General features: G+C 45.1%; 11 protein-coding genes. 2 read left to right on the forward strand and 9 right to left on the reverse strand.

The annotated features are described in order from the left end of the window. Positions 1-125 precede the first annotated feature (125 nt). Entirely contained in the window at positions 126-2,507 is a 2,382-nt protein-coding gene (locus ACX0G7_RS01255; RefSeq protein ID WP_458921586.1) for an ABC transporter permease, read from the reverse strand. Between the two features lie 251 nt (positions 2,508-2,758). Continuing rightward, positions 2,759-6,826, reverse strand: a complete 4,068-nt coding sequence (locus ACX0G7_RS01260) for a hybrid sensor histidine kinase/response regulator (protein WP_458921587.1) — start codon at positions 6,824-6,826, stop codon at positions 2,759-2,761. A 288-nt stretch (positions 6,827-7,114) separates the two neighbouring features. Between ACX0G7_RS01260 and ACX0G7_RS01265 the strand changes: the two genes are divergently transcribed. Both ACX0G7_RS01265 and ACX0G7_RS01270 read left to right on the forward strand, forming a co-directional pair. Beyond that, complete coding sequence (locus ACX0G7_RS01265) at positions 7,115-8,188, forward strand: saccharopine dehydrogenase family protein (RefSeq protein WP_458921588.1); 1,074 nt, start codon at positions 7,115-7,117, stop codon at positions 8,186-8,188. An 85-nt stretch (positions 8,189-8,273) separates the two neighbouring features. Next, positions 8,274-8,777, forward strand: coding sequence for a YybH family protein (locus tag ACX0G7_RS01270; RefSeq protein WP_458921589.1), 504 nt, complete (start codon positions 8,274-8,276; stop codon positions 8,775-8,777). Between the two features lie 103 nt (positions 8,778-8,880). Here the strand turns inward: ACX0G7_RS01270 and ACX0G7_RS01275 are convergent, their stop codons facing one another. The 7 genes from ACX0G7_RS01275 to nuoH all read right to left on the reverse strand — a co-directional run bounded on the left by ACX0G7_RS01275 (position 8,881) and on the right by nuoH (position 16,246). Next, positions 8,881-10,323, reverse strand: a complete 1,443-nt coding sequence (locus ACX0G7_RS01275) for an NADH-quinone oxidoreductase subunit N (protein WP_458921590.1) — start codon at positions 10,321-10,323, stop codon at positions 8,881-8,883. 17 nt (positions 10,324-10,340) lie between these two features. Next, positions 10,341-11,807 carry a complex I subunit 4 family protein gene (locus tag ACX0G7_RS01280; protein ID WP_458921591.1) on the reverse strand — a complete coding sequence of 489 codons (1,467 nt, stop codon included), beginning with the start codon at positions 11,805-11,807 and terminating at the stop codon, positions 10,341-10,343. Further along, positions 11,804-13,684 (reverse strand): NADH-quinone oxidoreductase subunit L, encoded by a 1,881-nt coding sequence (gene nuoL, locus ACX0G7_RS01285; RefSeq protein ID WP_458921592.1) that lies wholly within the window; start codon positions 13,682-13,684, stop codon positions 11,804-11,806. Before nuoL ends, ACX0G7_RS01280 begins: the two co-directional genes overlap by 4 nt. A gap of 24 nt (positions 13,685-13,708) precedes the next feature. Further along, positions 13,709-14,026 (reverse strand): NADH-quinone oxidoreductase subunit NuoK, encoded by a 318-nt coding sequence (gene nuoK / locus ACX0G7_RS01290; RefSeq protein WP_458921593.1) that lies wholly within the window; start codon positions 14,024-14,026, stop codon positions 13,709-13,711. Further along, positions 14,023-14,628 (reverse strand): NADH-quinone oxidoreductase subunit J, encoded by a 606-nt coding sequence (gene nuoJ, locus ACX0G7_RS01295; RefSeq protein WP_458921594.1) that lies wholly within the window; start codon positions 14,626-14,628, stop codon positions 14,023-14,025. Before nuoJ ends, nuoK begins: the two co-directional genes overlap by 4 nt. A gap of 76 nt (positions 14,629-14,704) precedes the next feature. After that, positions 14,705-15,220, reverse strand: a complete 516-nt coding sequence (gene nuoI / locus ACX0G7_RS01300; protein WP_458921595.1) for an NADH-quinone oxidoreductase subunit NuoI — start codon at positions 15,218-15,220, stop codon at positions 14,705-14,707. A gap of 66 nt (positions 15,221-15,286) precedes the next feature. Then, positions 15,287-16,246 (reverse strand): NADH-quinone oxidoreductase subunit NuoH, encoded by a 960-nt coding sequence (gene nuoH, locus ACX0G7_RS01305; protein WP_458921596.1) that lies wholly within the window; start codon positions 16,244-16,246, stop codon positions 15,287-15,289. Between the last annotated feature and the right edge of the window lie 47 nt (positions 16,247-16,293).

Consider the following 16,293-nt stretch of genomic DNA (forward strand, 5'->3'; position numbering starts at 1 on the left):
ACGGATTCTGTCATCGGCACAAAACAGGTGTTGGTGAAAGCATTTATTACCACGACAAATTAAAAGAAAAACCATCACATAGCAATCGCAAAAACACAATATGTCCGATCAGGCTTCATAACCCATCATTCCGTTCTGAGGCTCTCCACCGGATTTGTCAGCGCCGCCTTAAGCGTATGAAAAATCACCGTAAGCAATGTAATGACCAGCACTATAACAGCGGACATAATAAAAGGAAAGACCGATAAACCCGTGTTATATGGAAATATATTGAGCCATTTACTCATAAACAGATAAGCCACAGGAAAGGCAACGATACAGGATAGGCCAACCAGCACTATAAAGTTAGTAGTGATAAGCGGGACGATCTCTCCTACTCCGGCTCCAAGGATCTTCCTGATACTGATCTCCTTTTGTCGTTGCTGTGTTGTGAACGCAATCAGCCCTAATAATCCAAGGCAGGTAATTAAGACGGTCAGGATTGAAAAACTCGTAAATATTTTGCCCCTTTTCTGATCAGCGGCATACTGCGAATCAAAATCCTGGTCAAGGAAGGTGTACTCAAATGGCAGGTCAGGAAAGATCTTTTTCCAGGTATTCTCGACACTGGTAATGGTACGGGGAATATTTTGGGGATCAAGTTTTAGCTGGAAATTGTTGCTGGCATTCCTATAGAACAAAATAAGCGGTGCAATGGGATTATACAGAGACTTCTGATTGAAATCTTTTACCACCCCTACAACTTCAAAATATCTTCCTGAAGTGTCACCGGGAAATTTTACATGTTTGCCGATGGATGTTTTCCAACCGAATTCTTTTCCCATCTGCTGGTTCACAATGATGCTTCGCAAGGTATCCGGTAAGCCTGAAAAATTTCTGCCTTCATGCATCTTCATGCCGAGCGTATTGAAATAATTTTCATCTACCCCATATACATCCACACCTTTATCCAGATAACCCGACTCGGTTTGTACACTAAACAGGTTAAAACTGATACCACGACCCGGAGTAGCATCGGCAGTACTTGCAGCCATGACCCCGGGAACAGTTCTCACTTCATTTTTGAATGAGGTAATCTTTGCCTGGATATTGTTGTTAGCGTTTGCAGATACAGTCAGCACCTGTTCTTTGTTAAATCCCAGATCTTTGTTTCTGAGATAATTCAACTGCGCATAAACGATCCATGTACAAATGATCATGATCATCGAGATGGTAAACTGAACAACAACAAGGCCCCTCCTGAGCGTAACGTTGCTTGAGCTTTTTGAGAGGCTTCCCTTCAGTATAGTTACGGGGTTAAATTTGGAAAGATAAAATGCCGGGTAACTTCCGCCCACAAAACCAACGAACAAAACGATACCGAGCAGTATCAGGGATGTTCCGGGATCAAGCAAGGATCCGAAGGTGATGAACTTTCCGGATAAAGAATTGAAATACGGAAGTAACAAAGCAATGAAACCAATACTCAGTAACAAAGCAAATAGTGCAGTAAGGATCGATTCGACGAGGAACTGGGCGACAAGTTGTGATTTAGTGGAACCTGTTACTTTGCGGATGCCGATTTCTTTGGCTCTCCTCGCGGATCTTGCCGTAGTCAGGTTCATGTAATTAATACAGGCAATGATGAGCATAAAAAAGGCGACCGCAGCGAAAATATAAATGTAAGATATACTGCCAAGTTCTTCCGGCTCATTACTCATGTCCGAATGAAGGTGAATGGCGGTGATATTCTGAATACCGTAATGTATTTTGATGTTATACTGGGCGAAGATCGCAGCCATGTATTTGTCATACATGGGAGCCAGTTTTTTTTCAAACGATGCGGCAGTTGTATTTGGGTTTAACAGCACATAAGTATAGAAACTAAAATTCCCCCAGCTGCTCTGGAAATCAGCCGGGAGGCTGCTGGTTGATATCAGCACGTTAAAAATAAAATGAGAATTTTTTGGAACATCTTTTATAACACCTGTAATCTTATAAACATCACCACTCGTATTTTCTAAAGACTGGCCCAGCGCCTTCTGTTTTCCAAAGTATTTTTCTGCAACGGATTTTGTGATAACAATCGTGTTTGGTGCAAGGAGTGCCGTTTTAGGATCCCCTTCAATAAAATCATAAGTAAACATCCGGAACACATTGCTATCTGTGTAAAAAACCTTGTCCTCATAAAAACGCAACGCACCTTTCTTATACATCACTCTTCCGTTTGGAACAAAACGAACGGATTCCTCTACTTCAGGATAGTCTTTTTTAAGCTGTGGTCCCAGCGGGTATTGGGTAATTGCCCATTTCAACATGTCTTTGTCCGGCTCCTTGATAAAGGAATTAATGCGGTAAATCCGGTCAGCTTTTTTATGATAACGGTCGTATGCCAATTCATCCTTGATATAGAAGATCAGGAAAAGACTGAAGGTGATCCCGATGGTAAGACCGAGAATATTCAACAGGCTGTACCACTTATCTCTTTTGAAGTTGCGTAGTGCAACCAGGAGCAGGTTCTTTATCATGAGTTGATTTTAAGACAATATGGTTTAGGAAATTCCCGGCAAACTTATCGTGGTTATTGTAACGTGCTGGTACACACGATTTAAGTCAATGACTATGCCATTGTATAAGTGTTTAGCCGATAGGACTTTCAATTAGAATCTCCGGAATAAGTGTCCGTTTCCGGACACTTATTGTCCGCTGCCGGACTCTGGTGAGGCAGTGCTTCATGACAGGTTTACCAGCAAATCGGATCAGCAAATGCGGGGGCAGATTATAAGGTGGCGGTGGACCATTTCCTTAGCTTTTCCATGAGTTCGGCAAGCCTGATTGGTTTGGCCAGGTAATCGTTCATGCCTGAGGCCAGGCATTTTTCCTGGTCTCCTTCCATGGTATTAGCGGTCAGTGCAATGATGACAGGCTGTTCGTGGTTGGTTTGACGGATCACATAGGTTGCTTCGAGACCATCCATTTCAGGCATCTGCATATCCATAAGAATAATGTCGAACGAATCTTTCCTGCATGCGTCAACTGCTTGCTGTCCGTTTTCAACCACCGATACCGTGTAGCCAAGTTTGCCGAGAATGTGCAGAATTACCTGTTGATTGATAAGGTTGTCTTCGGCAACAAGGATCCTGAGCGGGTACTCACCGGCAAAATCTGTCGAGAGCAGGTTTTTATGATTCGCAGACTGTGCTGAAGCCTCCGGATCTACCTGTAAAGCATTAAGAATATGTTTGCTCAACAGGTGCTGCTTTACCGGCTTGGTCAGAATCGATGAAAAAAGCAAAGACCTGGCGGCATCATTCTCATGACCATTCGAGCTAAGCAAAATAACGGGAATAGACGGAAAGTTTTCTTTCAAAATTTTCCCCAGCTGTAATCCGTCCATCCCGGGCATTTCCATGTCCGAAAGAACCAGGTCGATTCCTTCGATCCGGCTCAGGATGTCAAGTGCATTTTTACCAGACTCAGCCATCAGCGGTATAAGGCTCCATCGTTCAAGCTGGTTTTTCAGGATGGTCCGGTTGGTAAGATTGTCATCAACAACCAGTATTTTTTTACCGGCCTGTTTTTTCATGTCGTATTGAATATAAGTCTGCGACCCTGTTGCCGGGATGGTGGTATTGATAGTGAAAGTAAATGTTGAACCTTTGCCAACCACACTTTCAACCTGTATATCACCACCCATGAGGTTAACGAGCTTTTCAGAGATGGCTAAACCAAGCCCGGTTCCGCCAAACTTCCTCGTAGTAGAGGAATCAACCTGGGAAAAGGCCTTAAACAGTCTGCCGACTTTGTCAGGGGGTATCCCGATACCGGTATCACGTACCGAAAACCTGATGACATGTTGATTGCCCGGACCCGAGTGTTTTAACTGAAGCCCTACGAATATCTCGCCCTCCTGGGTAAACTTCATTGCATTACTTACAAGGTTACTAACGACCTGCTTCAAACGCAGATCATCCCCCACTATCTGTAAGGGTACATCCTCTTCAATATGATAGACCAACTCAAGCCCGGTCTTGGCAGCCCTGGCTCCGAAGATGTTCAATACATCTTCGATACAGTTACGGAGATTGAAGCTTTCCTGCTCAAGTTCGAGTTTTCCTGATTCTATTTTAGAAAAATCAAGAATATCATTAATCACATTTAACAGGCTTTCACCGCAAGTGCTTATGGTTTCAGTATATAGCCGCTGTTGTTCAGTGAGGCAAGTTTCTCCAAGTAATGCCGACATGCCTATCACCCCGTTCATCGGGGTTCTGATCTCATGGCTCATGGTTGCCAGGAATATACTTTTCGCCTTGTTTGCTTCTTCAGCTTCCTGCCTCGCTTTTCGCTCTTCCGCTGCAAAGTGAACCAGCTGTTCGGTTTGTAGTGCAACCTGCTGCTGTAACTTCTTTCTATGATTTTTAATACTACGGACCCGGTGACTGTAGAAGGCCACGGAGGCGCCGATCAATAAGGACAACAAAAGAATCCTGAACCACCAGGTTAACCAGAATGGTGGCGTAATACGGATATTCAGGGACACTCCGTGGTTGTTCCATAACCCGTCGTTATTGCTCGCTTTAACACGAAAAACATAATCACCTGGATCCAGGTTAGTATAGGTTGCTTTCCTTTGTTTTCCAACCATATTCCATTCCTTGTCGAAACCTTCCAGTTTGTATGCATACTGATTTTTGTCCTGGAGCGTATAACTTAAGGCTGCAAACTCGAAAGAAAATACGGACTCTTTGTATGAAAGTGTAAGGTCCCTGGTATCATTGATGTTAACTTTTAGCAGCCCGTTTTCTTCACCAACTTTAATTGATTTATTGAACACCTGGAAATCGGTGATAAAGACCGGCGGAACATACCTGTTTGTCCTGATACTATCCGGATGGAAAACGTTGAATCCTCCCGATCCCCCGAAAAACATTTCACCGCCTGAAGATTTAAAATATGCGCCATGATTAAAAACCGGTCCCTGCAAACCATCGTTGTGTTCGTAGTTCCTGAAAGTGAGTGAGCCAGGATCAAAACAGGATAAGCCATTGTTCGTACTTATCCATAGTTTTCCTTTGCCGTCTTCCAGGATTCCCTGTATAACGTTGTTTGGTAATCCGTCTTTTTCAAAATAGCGGGTAAACCTCCCCGTAAGCGGATCTAGCAGGTTTAGCCCATTGTTCGTGCCGACCCAGATACGACCCTTTGTATCTTCAAGGATAGTATTTACAATATCATTACTCAGGCTCCTGGGATCCGGTTCATTATGTCTGTAAACAATAAAATGATCGTTTCGCTTATCATATAAATTGAGTCCTCCACCCATCGTTCCGATCCATAGATTTTCTTTCGAATCCAGGTAGAGGCTGTTTACTGAAGGTGCACTTATCCCGGTCGGATCAGCTGCATCATGTTTGAAATGCCTGAATACATCCTTGCTTCGATCATAATAATTAAGCCCACCCTGCCAGGTACCTATCCACCAGTTACCATACCTGTCTTCAACCAGGTCGCCGATCATATCAGCACTGGTACCCTTTTTTGTGATACTGTCGACCGGGTATCGTTTAAATCTGCCGGTTGCCGGATCCAGGCCGTTTAACCCTCCTCGAAAAGTTCCGACCAGGATTTCTTTGTTGCGGGCCTGCTTAAGTGTAAGCACCACATCACTGGCAAGACTGGAAGGATCAGCATGATTGCGGAAGTTTTTGAATATATTTTTCCTGCGGTTGAACATGGTAATTCCACCGCCATCTGTGCCTATCCAGATGTTACCATCAGCATCTTCCAGGAACGCATTTACCGAGTTGTGACCGAGACTGTTTTTATTGTTTGGCTCTTTATGATACCTGGCGAATTTCGCAGGCTCCTTGTCAAGAAACTCAACCCCACTATGAAATGTGGCCAGCCAGGTGTTCCCTTTTTTGTCAAAATAAATATCCCAGATCGAATTGCTGCTGATCCCTGAAGGATCACTGTCATCTTGCACATAGTTATAGAAAGTGTTATTCTTTTTGTCATAAAGACTGATGCCACCATTCTCGGTGCCGAGCCAAATCAAACCATTTGCATCCTCGTTAATACAGCGGACCGTATTATTTGCGAGGCTGGATCTGTTTAACGGATCGTGAATAAAACGTTTGAATTTGTTTTTTGCGGCGTCATAAAGGTTAAGGCCTTTGGAATCTGTACCAACCCAGATATTGAAATCACGGTCTTCAAATATGTTAAGGATACTGTTTTCACTGATACTTTCTTTATCCTTAGGATCAAACCGGTGATGTTTAAAGGTGTTTGTTTTCTTATCGAACACATCCAGACCACCACCCCGCGTGCCGATCCATAGCCTACCCTTGCTGTCTTCAAAAATTTTATAAATATCATTTTTCGCAATACTCGTACTATCCCGGGAATTGTGCTGATAGTGAACGAACCTGTTATTTTTTTTATCAAGCAGGTCAAGACCATTTGCGGTGCCGGCCCATATGTTTCCTTCCCTGTCTTCGAGTATCGATTGAATCGTGTTGTGACTAATGCTTCTGGCATTTGTCGGGTCGTGGCGATAACGGATAAACTTATTTGTTTTTGAAATGTATTTGTTAAGTCCACCTGATACTGTTCCAACCCAGATATTGCCTTCCCTGTCTTCTTTCATGCTCCAGACAAAATTGGCACTGATACTGGATGAGTCTTGAGGCTGGGACCTGTAAACGGTAAATTTGTATCCGTCGTATTTGTTTAAGCCATCCCTGGTTCCTATCCAGATGAAACCATTTCTATCCTGCAGGATGCAGGTGGCATTATTGATGGAAAGACCCTGCGTTGTTGACAGGTTTTTGAATTTCAATGTTGGCCTTTGTGCAAAAGCGGTTATACATAGTAAACTGGCAAGAAGAAAGAGTAAACTTTTCCGGAATGGCGACATCGTTGGTTTGGCTCGATTGGTCAATGCGTTAGAGGCGGTTCCGGTTGATATTGCCCGGCCCTGTACCCTGGCGTATAACGTAATACTTTGCGCGATAAATCAGATTATTTTTGTTCATTCTTCAAACTAGGTGGAATAATTATTGACAATAAATACAAACACTTACCCAAGCCGTCGCTTTTGATTAATTTCGTTATATAACCTGTTAGCATGGCCAACCAGTTTTTGTTATATGGAGCGAATGGTTATACCGGGCAGTTAATTGCCAGGCATGCAAACGAATACCATCTTCAACCGGTCCTTGCAGGTAGAAATAAAGAGGCACTCCAAAAACTATCCGCTGAATTGCACTTTCCTTGCCTTGTGCTTGGTCTTGATGACAGGCAGGCGCTTGAAGAGGCGCTGGCAAACTTCGAGGTCGTGTTGCATGCGGCGGGGCCATTTGATGAGACTGCGAACCCGATGGCAGAAGCCTGTCTCAGGACAAAAACCCATTACCTGGATATCAACGGCGATATAGCTGTTTTTGAAGCATTGAAGCTGCTTGATACGGCAGCAAAGGACGAAGGTATTATGATTATGCCCGGTGCTGGTTTCGACGTGGTTCCTACCGACTGTTTAGCACTGTTTCTGAAACACCAGATGCCGGATGCGACTCATTTGAAAATTGCTTTCGCTACTAACGGCGGAGGTTTATCGCGGGGAACCGCAACCACCATGATCAATAACCTGGGTGAAGGTGGAAAAAGAAGAGTTAATGGTAAGATCGTGAATGTCCCTTTGGGTGAACACGGTTTCTGGATCACATTTGGCAATATCCCGGGTTATGGAAAAGTAAAAAGATTTGTAATGAGTATACCGTGGGGGGATGTGTCAACGGCGTACTTCACGACAGGTATTGAAAATATTGAGACTTATACCGGTGTACCGCCTGGCGCATACCGGCTGCTGAAGATTCAGGGCTCTTTTAACTGGTTGCTCAGGACGGGGTTAGTCAGAAATTTTCTAAAAAAGAAAATAAACAGCAGGGCGCCAGGGCCAACCGATGAAAAACGGAGCCGGAGCAAAAGTTTTATCTGGGGTGAAGTCAGTAATGCTTCCGGGAACAAGTTGCAGGAGACTATGGTCACTACCGATGGATACTCACTCACGGCACACAGCACGCTGATCATTGTACAGAAAATTCTTTCCGGAGACTTCAAGCCAGGTTATCAAACACCAGCGAGCGCATACAGCAGTGAATTGATCTTTGAGGTGCCGGGAACGAGGTGGCTCAGTAGCTAAACTTTCGATGACAACCTGGTTGAAAATAATAATAGTGCCTCCATCGTATTAGAAAAAATGTTAACTTCTAGACAAAATAATTTATATGTTTAAAAGTAAAACCCAGATTCTTTTCGTACTTGTTCTTGCCTTTGTGGCGTGTAACGAGTCAGCCAACGACAGTACAGTTGCCGCTGCGAATGAAAAAGACAGCACTACTTTCGACATTTCAGCAGCACGGTCTGCCGTAGAAGCTTCAAACAACCGATTTATGGAAAGCATCAGGAAAGGCGATTCAGCGGGAGCTGCATCTGCCTATTCACAGGATGCCCTGATCATGCCGGCAAATAGTGAAGGCGTTTCAGGTAAAGATGCTACATCATTTTGGGGATCGTTTATCCGGATGGGAGTAAAAGATGCCAAACTCATCACTGAAGAAGTTATTGGAAATGCAGACTTGTTAGCAGAAACAGGAAGGTTCGAGGTTTACGGTGCAGATAACAAGCTGTTGGATAAAGGGAAATATGTTGTGGTCTGGAAACCGGTAGACGGTACCTGGAAAATGTATCGCGACGTTTTTAATACAAGTATGCCAGCTCCAAAAAAATAGTAAGATCAGTCATTCCCTGCAAGCCGCCTTGATAATACAAGGCGGCTTTTTTTACCGGTAGTAATCCAAACAAAACCCCCTCTCCCGATTGCGAATCCGGTCATTAATTAATAAGCAGATATTCCTGGATAACTTCCACGATCGCTCCCGGAAATATACCCAGGAGGCAAAGCAGTACCATCAGCAGACCAAGAGTAAGATATGTCGCGCTATAAAAAAAAGGATGTAAAGTTTTCTCTTTGATTTCGACTGAAGTAGATACTTCAAACAGTGTACTGATCACCCGCAGATAATAATACAAACCGATCACGCTGGTCAGCACCAGCACGATCACCGCTGGCCATCGATCCTGCCGGACTCCCGCGGTTATCACAAAAAATTTTGCCGGGAACCCTGCCGTTAGCGGTATACCTGCGAGGGAAAACAAAGCGATTGCAAGAACGGCTGCCATCAAGGGATCTTTTCGGAATAAGCCACGATATAACGGAAGATCTTCGGCATCCCCCCTGCGGTTAGACAATATAGTGATTACTCCAAAAGCAGATAATAACGTAATGCTGTAAGAGAGCAGGTAAAAAGCTCCGGCCTCAACCCCAGCGCCTTCACCGGTTAAAAACGCGACCAGGAGATAACCAAAATGAGCGATGGATGAATAAGCCAGCAAGCGTTTGATATTTTGCTGGCGCAATGCCAATATATTACCTGCGATCATTGATGCAATAGCAAGGACTGAGAATACGGTACTTGCCTGGAGGTATTCGCCAAGGTCTATAGCTATTGCGAACCTGACGAGTACCGCAAATACTCCGATTTTCGAAACGGTTGCAATAAAAGAAGTAACCGGCGCGGGTGCGCCCTGGTACACATCAGCGGCCCAGAGATGAAACGGCACCAGCGCCAGCTTAAACCCGATTGCCACGATCATAAAACCTGCGCCCATGATGACCATTACAGATGTGCCGGACGAAATGGTAATTTTTTCGGCAATGGCGCCAAATTCCATGGAGCCGGTATCCATATAGATCAGTGCCATTCCAAATAACAGGAAAGCGGAAGACACCGCTGCCAGAACAAGGTATTTCATGCCGGCTTCAACCGCATTGTTCCTCGTCCTGAGATATGCAATCAAGGCATAAAGGCTAACGCTTAATAGTTCAAGGCCAATAAACAGAGAGATGAAATGACGGCTGATAGTGAGTATTGCCGCTCCAAGGGTGCCGAGAAATAAGAGGATATAATATTCTTTTGGATTTTCTTCCCTTTCTTCAAAATATATATAGGAAAACAGGCCAATGATCAGCACGCAGAAGATTATCATCCCGGTGAACAAAAGGGCGAAACCATCTATCCGGAACAATGGCAGAATAGAAACAGGGAGTATTGACTTCACATAGATCAACGCTGCAATAACCAGGCATAACAACAAGAATCCCGCAACCTGTATAACGGTATGGCTCAACCTAAGCGCAATAAGCAGGATGATGACCATTGACGAACTGGCCAGCAAGGTATAAGGAAGAAGCGCGTCAAACTGAAGTTCGCTCATCAGGATGATTTTACTGGTTATCGGACCACTAATTGCGTGACTGTAGTTTTTACCATATCAATTACCGGTTGAGGGTATAACCCCAATGCAACGATCGCTGTGGACATCGCCGCCATAATAAACAATTCTCTCCCGTTCAGATCGTTTATTGAAGCGCCGCTGTTCGCTGGCCCCAGGAATACTTTACGCACCATTCGCAGGGAATACAAAGCGGATAAAACGAGACCAACACTGGCTATCACGGTGAGCGGTTCATTGGCAGTAAATGTGCCCAGCAATATCAGAAACTCGGCAATAAAGTTTCCCAACATGGGTAGACCAAGTGAAGCCATCGTAAACAACAGCGCAACGCCCCCCATGCGTGGCATGGCTGTCCATAGCCCTCCCATCTTACCAATATCCCGGGTATGCAGACGTTCTTTCAGCATTCCGGCCAGTACAAATAATGCCCCGGTGCTTATACCATGCGTTAGTATTTGCATTACCGCACCCTGCATTCCTGTTTCATTGAACGAAAACACGCCAAGTAAAACAAAGCCCATATGGCTGACTGATGTGTAGGCAATCAGGCGCTTGAAGTCTGTCTGAGCAAAAGCCAGTAATGCTCCATAAATTATACCTGCAACACCTGCCAGGATCATCCACCAGGATATCGCTGCTGAAGCGTCCGGGAAGAGGGGCAAAACGAACCTGATAATGCCATAGGCGCCGGTCTTTAACAACAGTCCGGCCAGCAGTAAGCTACCTGCCGTGGGAGCTTCACTATGCGCATCAGGCAGCCAGTTGTGAAAAGGCACTACCGGTAATTTGATAATAAAGGCAAACAGGAAACCAAACATGATCCATCGTGCTGTTGAAGGCTCAATGGATGTGCCCAGGAGACTGAAATAATCAAAGGTGTAAGTCCCGCTTTGTTGGCCGTGTATAAAGTAAAGCGCGAGTATGGACAGCAGCATAAGCAGACCTCCAGCCTGCGTAAAAATGAAAAATTTATAAGCAGCATAACGCCGGTTTTGATCTCCCCAGATGGAGATCAGGAAATACATGGGTACCAGCATTACCTCCCAGAAGAAATAAAATAAGAAAAGATCCATTGCGACGAATACTCCAGCTATACCTGCGATTGTCCATAGCAGGTTGAAAAAAAAGAATCCTCTCCGTTCTTTGATTTCCGTCCACGAGCAAAGCACTGCCAGTATACCAAGAAAAAAAGTGAGCAGTAATAAAACAAGACTTAACCCATCCATTGACAGGTGAAACCCGATACCAAATGAAGGAATCCAGTCTGCCTTGTAATCGATAAGCCAGGTAGCGCCGCTGTTAACCGGCCCTCGAAAAATGTTCCACCAGTAACCGGTTAAGCAAAAATCTGCCAATACGGAGATCAGTGCGATCCACCTGGAGAGATCAGCATTCCACTTCGCCAGGATCCAGCTCAGCAGCCCTCCTCCCAATAAAATCATGATCATCAATGCAAGCATCATAAGATCAGTTGTAGGGTTATGATAAAGAGGATTCCTATGATGAAACCGCCAATGTATAAACGGAGCGAACCATTTTGAGAGAAAGACAACAAGCGGTTAAACCTGAGATTCACCTGTGCGAGACCGTTATACATCCGATCAAAGATGTCCGCTTTGTTTATGGCCGTGATAAATTCAAAAGGTTTTACAAAAACTGTGTCATAGAGCCGGTCAAATCCCCAACCCTGGTACAGGAAGTTGCGGGTGCCTGCATTTTCCGGGGATCGCAACCATTGACCTGTAACTGTATTTTTCAGCTGATAGAGTGCGTACCCGCTATACACGCCCAGCAAGGTAATCACTGCTGCGATCAGCTGAAAAATGGCTTCGGAGGGAAGTCCATCTTTTAGCACAGGTGCTGGTAGAACCGTCTCAACGAAACCGGAAAACAAAGACAGATGAAGGATGTTATGTGGCCATTCAATAAAACCTGCTACGAGCGATAATACAGCAAGTACCACCAAAGGAATAGTCATTATTTTGCCAGGGGATTCGTGTACTGCAGTTTTCACATCGCCGAAAAACACAACGATGATAAGCCGGCTACAATAGAAGGCGGTAATAAAAGCCCCTGCAAGGGCCGTTACCCATAAAATTGCATTACCCCTGGTGCTGCTCCAGGCATACCAGAGAATTGGGTCTTTGCTGAAAAATCCTGCGGTGATAAATGGCAAAGCTGCAAGTGATGCTGCGCCGGCAAGGAATGTATAATAAATGACCGGCAATTTATTTCTGAGGCCTCCCATTTTAAAAATATTTTGCTCATGATGCAATGCTTCGATCACTGCGCCGGCGGCAAGGAACAACAGTGCTTTAAAAAAAGCATGGGTAAAAAAATGAAAGATGGCTGCACTCCACGCGCCGAGTCCCAGGGCAAGAAACATATAGCCTATCTGGCTGATCGTTGAATAAGCCAGTATTCTTTTGATATCCGTCTGAACCATAGCGCTGCTGCCCGCGACAAAAAGAGTGGCGGCCCCTATGATAGCCGTGACATTCATGGCAACCGGCGAAAGCATGAACAGCGTATGCATCCTGGCAATAAGATAGACCCCCGCCGTCACCATCGTTGCAGCATGAATTAGTGCACTTACCGGGGAAGGGCCTGCCATTGCGTCCGGCAGCCAGGTATGTAAGGGCAACTGGGCAGATTTACCCATGCCCCCTGCAAGTAGTAGCAGACAAATAAGGGTGATGTTCGATCCATCCTGTGCAAAATGCTCCGGTGCTTTTTCAATAATGCCCGGAATACTAAGCGTTCCCAGTTGTTTGAACAAGAGGAAGAGGCCAATGAGCATTGCGGTATCGCCGATTCTTGTGACAAGGAAGGCTTTGTTCGCCGCCTGGCAATTAGCGGGCGACTCATACCAGAATCCTATGAGCAGGTAGCTGCACATTCCAACTCCCTCCCAGCCCAGGTACATGAGCAACAGGTTATCTGCCATGACCAATAAAAGCATCGAGCCTACGAACAAGTTCATGCAGGCAAAAAACCGAGCATAATCACGGTCCTTTTTCATATATCCCGTTGAGTAAATATGAATTAGGGCTCCTACAAAAGTGATGACAAAAATAAAAGTGAGCGACAAGGCATCTACGCCCACGATCATGGAAACGGAAAGGCTTCCGGCGTTGAACCATTGCCATAGCAATAACCTGTCAACCCCACCCGCTGGTGGACTTTGAATGAACTGAATCCCATAAAACAAGGTCAGGAGTGCCGCAAGGGTTATGGTACCTGCCCCCACAAAAGCAACGGCTTTGCGCGGGAGCCGCCAGCCTGCCAGTGATAATACCAGGAAGCCAAGGAAAGGTAGTGCAGCGATGATTGCAAGCATAGTCTGCCGGTATATGATTAATGTTTATTCTTTTTTGTCTCTTAGTTCCCTGATGTCCTCTACATCCATCGTTTTATGCTGATGGTTTATCTGTAGTACCAGTGCCAGGCCCACAGAAATTTCTGCAGCGGCCATAGCCAGGATGAAAAGGAACATGACCTGTCCATCGGGCTGTTGCCATTGCGCACCTGCGGCGACAAATGCCAGTCCGGCAGCATTCAACATCACTTCCACGGAAATCAGCATGAAAATGATATTCTTTCTTATCAACACGCCGGTAAGCCCCAGCACGAAGAGCAGTGCTGCAACCATCAGAACCGAATTGGCAGTGAATGAATTCATTGTACAATATTTATTTCCTCTTGAATTTCCTTGTTGATTTGCGGGTTTATTTCTGTCAGGCTTTCCGCTCTTTCACTCGTCAATTGATCATCATCCTGCAAAAAGCGATGAAGATTTCTTTTGGTATGTTTACCAATATGTGCCGCACCTACCACTCCCGCCATGAGCAGGAACCCCGCCAACTCTACTGCAATGATATATTCTCCATAAAGTGAAAGCGATACACGCCTGGGATCCACAACCGATACTTCCATTACTTCGCCCCCGGCCAACAGCATTATCATCTCGACAAACAATAACCCGGTCAACAATGACGGCAGCAACCAGACCCTGGGCTTCAACCAGATTTTTTCCTGTACGGCAGTATCCTTGCCCAGGTTCAGCATCATTACCACAAAAATGAAAAGGACTATTATGGCACCGGCATAAATGATCACTTCCAAAACAGCGACGAACGGTGACCCCAGTGATAAAAAGATCATTGCAACAGCCAGGAAAGATACCACCAGGTAAAGCAATGCATGAATGGGTTGATACCGCGTAAGTGCCATGATGGTCGCAAAGACGGCAACGAAAGAGGCGATATAAAATAATTGAGACATCGTTTATTTATAATTATATGAACCGGTTTTGATACTACAGACTTAGTTTGTTTGTCAAATATGTTTATTGCCTTGTTTATGGCAACAGGCTATGAATGTCTACCGGAGGATCTTCTTTTTCACCTTCGCCCTTCGACTTTACTCCGGCATTTACACCTGCAACTTTATAGTAATTGTATCCCGGATACTTACCCTGGCTGTTAATGAGCAGATCTTCTTTTTCAAACACCAGGTTCTGGCGGAGGTATTCACCCATTTCGAAGTCAGGTATCAGCTGGATCGCATAGGTGGGACAGGCTTCCTCGCAGTATCCGCAAAAAATACATCGTGAAAAATTGATCCTGAAAAACTCCGGGTATCTCCTGCCGTTCTCATCTTCCGTTGCCTGAAGCGCTATACAATCCACCGGGCAGGCGGCAGCGCAGAGATAACAACCCACACAACGTTCGCCTCCGTCGGGATCTTTAGTCAGCACGATCCGACCGCGCCAGCGTGGTGCAAGCCGGATCTTTTCTTCAGGGTATTGGATGGTTTCTTTCTTGTGGAACAAGTGTAAAAAAACCAGCCACATTGTCCGCAGGTGTGTTAGCATATATAACGTTTTATTGTTTTTGCATTATTGTTTTTGCATTATTGTTTTTGCATTATTGTTTTTGCATTATTGGTTCCTCATCCACAACGCGATGGCCCCGGTCACAAGGATATTGAGTAGTACTAGTGGTAACAGTATCTTCCATCCATATTCCATCAGCTGATCGTAGCGGGGTCTTGGAAGCGAAGCGCGTAAAAGAATGAATAAACCAATGAACATTACTGTCTTCAACGCAAACCAAACCAGGGGCGGCAGGAATGCGGGTCCCAGCCAACCACCAAAGAACAGGGTAACGGTCATCGCCGAAATGAGGGTGATACCGAGGTACTCACCGATAAAGAACATTCCGAATTTCATCCCTGAATATTCGGCATGATAACCTGCGATCAGCTCGCTCTCAGCTTCAGGAATGTCGAATGGAAGCCTGTGTGTTTCAGCAATGCCAGCTATAAAAAACACAACAAAACCTATGGGCTGTGTCACTATGAACCACATATCTTTCTGAGCTTCCACAATAGCTCTCATATTAAAGGAGCCGGTCAACATAACAACGCCCATCAGTGAAAGACCCATAAAAACCTCGTAGGCGATCATTTGTGATGCCCCACGCAGTGCGCCCAGCAATGCATATTTGTTGTTTGATGCCCAACCGCCAAGCACTATACTATAAACGCTTAATGATGACATGGCAAGGAAAAACAAAAGGCCGACATTGAGATCCGCGACAACAATGCCGGGAGAAAAAGGAATGATCACAAAGCTCATCAACACGCTGGCAACTACTATAGCCGGTGCGAAAATAAAAATCCATTTATCCGCGAACGGAGGGATCCAGTCCTCTTTAAAAAAAAGCTTGAGTGTATCCGCTAACACGATGAGTATGCCCAGTGGGCCGGCGCGATTAGGTCCGAGCCTGTCCTGCCATAATGCAAGCAGGCGACGCTCAACCCAGATGAGGCCGGCTGCAATATTGAGCATTACGAATAAAACGCCCAACACTATCCAAACATGTTGCATAACCGTCATATGCTTATATTAATTCGATGTTAGTAGTCCGGTTGTATTTTTCTTTT

The organism is Flavitalea antarctica, assembly GCF_054461535.1.

What these genes read in the sequence shown, in the direction of transcription:
- ACX0G7_RS01255 (WP_458921586.1), bottom strand. Translation starts at nt 2,507, where the DNA reads ATGATAAAGAACCTGCTCCTGGTTGCACTACGCAACTTCAAAAGAGAT.
- ACX0G7_RS01265 (WP_458921588.1), top strand. Translation starts at nt 7,115, where the DNA reads ATGGCCAACCAGTTTTTGTTATATGGAGCGAATGGTTATACCGGGCAG.
- ACX0G7_RS01270 (WP_458921589.1), top strand. Translation starts at nt 8,274, where the DNA reads ATGTTTAAAAGTAAAACCCAGATTCTTTTCGTACTTGTTCTTGCCTTT.
- ACX0G7_RS01275 (WP_458921590.1), bottom strand. Translation starts at nt 10,323, where the DNA reads ATGAGCGAACTTCAGTTTGACGCGCTTCTTCCTTATACCTTGCTGGCC.
- ACX0G7_RS01280 (WP_458921591.1), bottom strand. Translation starts at nt 11,807, where the DNA reads ATGATGCTTGCATTGATGATCATGATTTTATTGGGAGGAGGGCTGCTG.
- nuoL (WP_458921592.1), bottom strand. Translation starts at nt 13,684, where the DNA reads ATGCTTGCAATCATCGCTGCACTACCTTTCCTTGGCTTCCTGGTATTA.
- nuoK (WP_458921593.1), bottom strand. Translation starts at nt 14,026, where the DNA reads ATGAATTCATTCACTGCCAATTCGGTTCTGATGGTTGCAGCACTGCTC.
- nuoJ (WP_458921594.1), bottom strand. Translation starts at nt 14,628, where the DNA reads ATGTCTCAATTATTTTATATCGCCTCTTTCGTTGCCGTCTTTGCGACC.
- nuoI (WP_458921595.1), bottom strand. Translation starts at nt 15,220, where the DNA reads ATGCTAACACACCTGCGGACAATGTGGCTGGTTTTTTTACACTTGTTC.
- nuoH (WP_458921596.1), bottom strand. Translation starts at nt 16,246, where the DNA reads ATGACGGTTATGCAACATGTTTGGATAGTGTTGGGCGTTTTATTCGTA.